The organism is Methyloceanibacter marginalis, from assembly GCF_001723295.1.
GTDB lineage: Bacteria > Pseudomonadota > Alphaproteobacteria > Rhizobiales > Methyloligellaceae > Methyloceanibacter > Methyloceanibacter marginalis.
This window is the reverse complement of the sequence record NZ_LPWD01000337.1, coordinates 1-4187: the sequence shown is the minus strand read 5'-3', so window position 1 is coordinate 4187 and position 4187 is coordinate 1. Positions and strand designations below refer to the sequence as shown.

The window sequence follows — 4187 nt, the reverse complement described above, 5'->3', positions numbered from 1 at the left end:
TGCGGATCGGCGTGCCCATCGTCTCGCTCATCATCGGCGAGGGCGGCTCCGGCGGCGCGGTGGCCATCGCCACGGCGAACCGCATCTACATGCTGGAACACTCGATCTACACCGTGGCCTCGCCGGAGGCCGCCGCCTCGATCCTGTGGCGCGATTCGAGCCGGGCCCAGGACGCCGCGACCAACATGAAAATCACGGCTCAGGACCTGCTGCGGCTCGGAATCGTCGATGGCATCATCCCCGAACCGGTGGGCGGGGCCCATCGGGACGGGGAGGGCGTGGTCAAGGCCGCAGGCGATGTGATCGTGAAGGCCATCGCCTCATTCGACGGCCTGTCTCCGGAGGAGATTCGCAAGGATAGGCGCGAAAAATTCCTCGCCATGGGCCGGGCCGACTGACCGCATTTTCGCCCAAAAAAGCGCCATCTTTTTAGTCCAACTCCCCCTAAGTAAGCGTATTATACCTTGCCGAAATCGGGGGAAGCCGAGGGCTTGGCGCGGGTCCCGCGCTAAGGTTCTCTTAACCCATCTCACTTGATCTTGGCCGAGGTGCGCGAGGGGCACTGCGTATGCTTCGCTCAAGGTTTGTCACAGCCGTTCTTACGGTCTGCGTGGTCGCGCTCGCGGCCGCGCTGTCTGGTTGTGGCAACTTTTCTCCGCCCTATATGAAGCCACTCTCGCCCCAGACACGCGCGCTGCTGGCCGAAAAGGGCATGACCGAGCAGCAGCCGATCCTCATCCGCATCTTCAAGGCTGAGTCCGAGTTGGAAGTCTGGAAACAGAAGGACGACGGCCACTACTACCACTTCAAGACCTATCCGATCTGCGCCTATTCCGGCGGCTTGGGCCCGAAGTTGAAGCAGGGCGATCGGCAGGCGCCGGAAGGATTCTATCTCATCGACAAGGATCTGATGAATCCGAAGAGCCAATATCACCTTGCCTTCAATATCGGATTCCCCAACGCCTATGACCGCGCGCTCGGCCGCACGGGTTCCAACCTGATGGTGCACGGTGATTGCACGTCGTCAGGCTGCTACGCCATGACCGACGCGGTGGTGGAGGAAATCTACATCCTAGCGCGAGAGGCGCTCACCAGCGGCCAGGAAAATTTCCAGCTGCATGCGTTTCCCTTCCGCATGACCGCGGCCAATCTGGCGGCGCAACGCGAGCATGATTGGTACGAGTTCTGGGCCAATCTGAAAGAAGGCTACGACTATTTCGAGACCACGCGTCTCGCGCCGAAGCTCGCGGTGTGCGGCAAACGCTATGTCGTGAATGCCGCCTTCGTCGACGGGAAGTACCCCAATCCGAGGGGCTCGTGCCCGCGCTACCAGAAGCTGCCCATGGTCGCGTTCAAGCCGCCGAAGCAGAGCGAGACGCCGAACATGTCCCATGCGTCGCTGGCGAAGCCTCTCGGCAGCACGCTCGACCTGAGCTTTGGAGCGATCACGCCGACATATCAGGCCATGACGCTGGGGCCGGCGACGCCTGCGCCTGAGAAAAAGACCAAGAAGAAATAGCCGGGCGCCGCGACGGCGGCACGCGCTGCGTTATAGTCCATCCTCTGGCCTCTTTCCTCTGGCGTGTGACTGGCGATGTTACGGTCCTTTCTCGTTTCACTTGTTGTCCTGGCGCTCGCGGGGGGTGCGTATTTCCTGTTCTCGCCGCAGGGGCGGCAGCTCGTCGACCGCGTCACCATCAATTGGGACCGTGCCGAATACAAGGCGCTGCACCGTGCGGGCAAGCCGTTGCCCGGCACGCCGGATCTGTCGCGCCTTGCCGCCAGGCTGGATCGTGCGGGGGTGGAGCCGGGGCTCCCGGTTCACCTGCGCATCTACAAGCTCGAATCGGAGATCGAACTTTGGGTGCAGAAGGACGGACGCTTCCAACGGTTCGCCACCTATCCGATCTGCATGTGGTCCGGACGCCTGGGACCGAAGCTGAAGGAGGGCGACCGGCAAGCGCCGGAAGGCTTCTATACGGTCGACAAGGATGCTCTCAATCCGAATAGCCGGATGCATCTCTCGTTCAATCTCGGCTTCCCCAATGTCTATGACCAGAGCAGGGGCCGCACTGGCTCCTTCCTCATGGTGCATGGCGGCTGCGCGTCGATCGGCTGCTACGCGGTGACAGACGGCGTGGTGGACGAGATCTGGGCCTTCGTCACCAAGGCGCTGGATAACGGGCAGGACCGGATTCCGGTGCACGCGTTTCCCTTCCGCATGAGCGAGCGCAACATGCGCTTGCGGAGCGGCGATCAATGGAGCGGCTTCTGGGCGGACCTCAAGAAAGGCCACGACCTGTTCGAGACGTCAGGCGTGCCGCCGAAGGTGAGCGTATGCGAGGGCCGCTACGTGTTCGAACCGGGAAGCCTCGCAACGGTTGCAAGCGCGGTCGAGGAGCATTGCCCGCCGGAGATCGCTGGCAACTCCTAAGTTAGATAGGCCAGAAATAGAGAATGAGCGGCGTGCCGGCGAGCAGCACGAGGATCGAGAGCGGCAGCCCCAGCCGCCAATAGTCGCCGAAGCGGTAGCCACCGGGGCCCATCACCAGCGTATTGCACTGATGTCCGATTGGCGTGAGGAAGTCGCACGCGGCGCCGATGGCGACGGCCATGAGAAACGGGTCGGGATTGTAGCCGAGACCGGCGGCGAAGCTTGCGGCGATGGGCGCCATGATGAGCACGGTCGCGGCATTGTTGAGAAACGGCGTCACTGCCATGGCCGCTGCCATCAGCAGCAGCAGCGCGCCATAGGCCGGCAACGAGGACGCCGTCTCCGACAGCCACGCGGCGATGAGGTCGGTGCTGCCGGTCGTGCGCAATGCGTCACTCACCGGAATCAGCGCGCCGAGCATGACGAGGATCGGCCATTCGATCACGTCATAGGCCTCACGCAAGGATAGCGAACGAGCGACCAGCAGGATCACGGCGGCGCCGAAGAACGCGACGGCGACAGGCACCACGCTGAAGGCGACGAGACCCATTGCGACGGCAAGAACGCCGATCGGCACGAGGCTCCCTTTGCGGCCGATCCGCAGGTCGCGCTCGGCAAGCGGGAGCAGATGCAGCTCGCCAAGGGTCTCGGGCATGGCGGAGAGACTGCCTTGGAGCACGACCACGTCGCCCGCGCGCAGCTTCACCGTGCGCAGGCGGTTGGCAATACGCCTTCCCGTTCGGCTCACAGCGAGCAGGTTGAGGCCGTGGCGGTCGGCGAGCTTCAATTGGCCGGCCGAATACCCGATCAGCTGAGAATCGGGTGTGATGACCGCCTCCATGATGCCGACATCGTCGCTCGGCGTGTCGCGTTCCTTGTTCTCCTCGTCGCGGATCAGGGTCAGCTTCTCCAGCGCGACGATGCGTTCGAGGGCCGAGGGCTCGCCGCGCAGGATCAGGATATCGTCCGGCCTGATGATGGTGTTGCCGCCGGGATCGAAGCGCCGCTTGGGTCCCCGCAGAAGGGCGATGACCTCGACGTCGCCCTCACCGAGGTCCTCGAGCGCCTTCACGGTAATGTCCGCGGCGGGCGAGTCCTTCGGCACGGAAACCTCGGTGGTGTAGCCTTCCAGCTTGAAGGCCACGTCCATGGACACGATCCCCTTGCGGTCGGCGGGCAGCAGCCGCCAGCCGAAGATCAAGAACACAAAGCCCAACGCGGCGAGGATCGCGCCCACCGGCGCGAAATCGAACATGTGGAACGGCTCGCCGAGAATCTGCTCGCGCACGCGCGACACGATGATGTTTGGCGAGGTGCCGATCAGGGTGACGATGCCGCCGAGCAAGGCGCCGAACGACATGGGCATCAGCAGCGAGGACGGCGAGGTGCCCGTGCGGCGGGCCACCTGAAATGCGATCGGCATCAGCATGGCCAGCGCGCCGATATTCTTGACGAAGCCCGACATCACCGTGACCGAGCCGACGAGAGCCGCGACCTGGCGGTACGTGTCCGTAAGATAGGGACCGAGCTTGCGTACCACGCGTTCGATCACGCCGGAGCGGCCGACTGCGGCGCTGACAAGCAGCGCGCTGGCTACGATGATGACGATATCGTCGCTGAATCCTGAGAAGGCTTTCTCGGGCGGGACGATGCCGGCGGCGATGGTCGCCAAGAGCGCGAGCAGTGCGACCAAGTCGTAGCGCAAGCGGCCCCAGATGAAGAGCGCCATCATGGCGATCACGATTGCGAAGGC

At 63.6% G+C, this 4187-nt stretch carries 3 protein-coding genes and 1 pseudogene; 3 read left to right on the top strand and 1 reads right to left on the bottom strand.

Translation table 11 applies throughout. From position 1 onward, the window contains the following. The 3 genes and pseudogenes from AUC71_RS12155 to AUC71_RS12145 all read left to right on the top strand — a co-directional run. A pseudogene (locus AUC71_RS12155) lies at positions 1–398 on the top strand (acetyl-CoA carboxylase carboxyltransferase subunit alpha); the annotation flags it as partial. A 170-nt stretch (positions 399–568) separates the two neighbouring features. Next, positions 569–1519 carry a L,D-transpeptidase family protein gene (locus tag AUC71_RS22795; RefSeq protein ID WP_141701658.1) on the top strand — a complete coding sequence of 317 codons (951 nt, stop codon included), beginning with the start codon at positions 569–571 and terminating at the stop codon, positions 1517–1519. Between the two features lie 75 nt (positions 1520–1594). Continuing rightward, positions 1595–2434: a L,D-transpeptidase family protein gene (locus AUC71_RS12145; protein WP_069624477.1), complete on the top strand. Its 840-nt coding sequence runs from the start codon at positions 1595–1597 to the stop codon at positions 2432–2434. A 1-nt stretch (position 2435) separates the two neighbouring features. Here the strand turns inward: AUC71_RS12145 and AUC71_RS12140 are convergent. Beyond that, positions 2436–4187, bottom strand: a 1752-nt coding sequence (locus tag AUC71_RS12140) for an SLC13 family permease (protein ID WP_069624476.1), incomplete at its 5' end; no start/stop codon positions are given.

Excerpts from the sequence above, each read along its gene's own strand:
- AUC71_RS22795 (WP_141701658.1), top strand. The coding sequence starts at position 569 with ATGCTTCGCTCAAGGTTTGTCACAGCCGTTCTTACGGTCTGCGTGGTC.
- AUC71_RS12145 (WP_069624477.1), top strand. The coding sequence starts at position 1,595 with ATGTTACGGTCCTTTCTCGTTTCACTTGTTGTCCTGGCGCTCGCGGGG.